Source organism: Pseudomonas sp. DrBHI1, assembly GCF_002205115.1.
Lineage (GTDB): Bacteria > Pseudomonadota > Gammaproteobacteria > Pseudomonadales > Pseudomonadaceae > Aquipseudomonas > Aquipseudomonas mosselii.
In genome coordinates this window covers 1-684 of the sequence record NZ_NIBE01000084.1, presented here as the reverse complement: position 1 = coordinate 684, position 684 = coordinate 1, and the positions used below count along the sequence as shown (strand labels likewise).

Sequence of the window (684 nt, the reverse complement as noted above, 5' to 3'; positions counted from 1 at the left end):
CGCCGACCTGAGCGCAGGCCAGGCCCAGCGCCTGACCCGCCTGCGTGGCGTCGACTGGCCCATGAGTCGGCGTACCATCGGCCAGCCCTGGTTGCGCCTGCCGTTCCCCGGCGCGCCGGAGCAGGGCATGTTGGTGATCGAGCTGCCGGAGCGCTTCAACCCCGGCCAATACCGGTTGTTCTGGCGCATTGTCACCAACGGCATCATCCCCGGGCTGTTCACCTTGCTGCTGTGCGTCGGCCTGTACCGCATGCTGATCGTGCCGCTCAACCAACTGCGTGAGCAGGCCAATGCCTGGCGTGCCGACCAGTTGGCGGCGCGCCTGGACTCGCGCACCACTCGGCGCAAGGACGAACTGGGCGAACTGGCCCGCGCCTTCGACCAGATGGCCGAACGCCTGCAGGGTACCGTGGCCCTGCAGCAGCAGTTGCTGCGCGACCTGTCCCACGAGCTGCGCACGCCGCTCAGCCGCCTGCGCGTGGCCTGCGATGGCGAGACCGACCTGCAGCGCCTGCGCGAACGCCTGCACCGTGAGGTGGATGGCATGCAGCAACTGGTCGAGGACACCTTGCAACTGGCCTGGCAGGACGCCGAGCGCGCGCCGGTAAACCTCGAGCCGATCCAGGTGGCGGCGCTGTGGGATCTGCTCAGCGAGAACGCCTGCTATGAAAGCGGCTGGGCGCC

General features: G+C 69.0%; 1 protein-coding gene. It reads left to right on the top strand.

Translation table 11 applies throughout. From position 1 onward, the window contains the following. Positions 1 to 684, top strand: a 684-nt coding sequence (locus tag CC207_RS17755; protein WP_256582110.1) for a sensor histidine kinase, incomplete at both ends; no start/stop codon positions are given.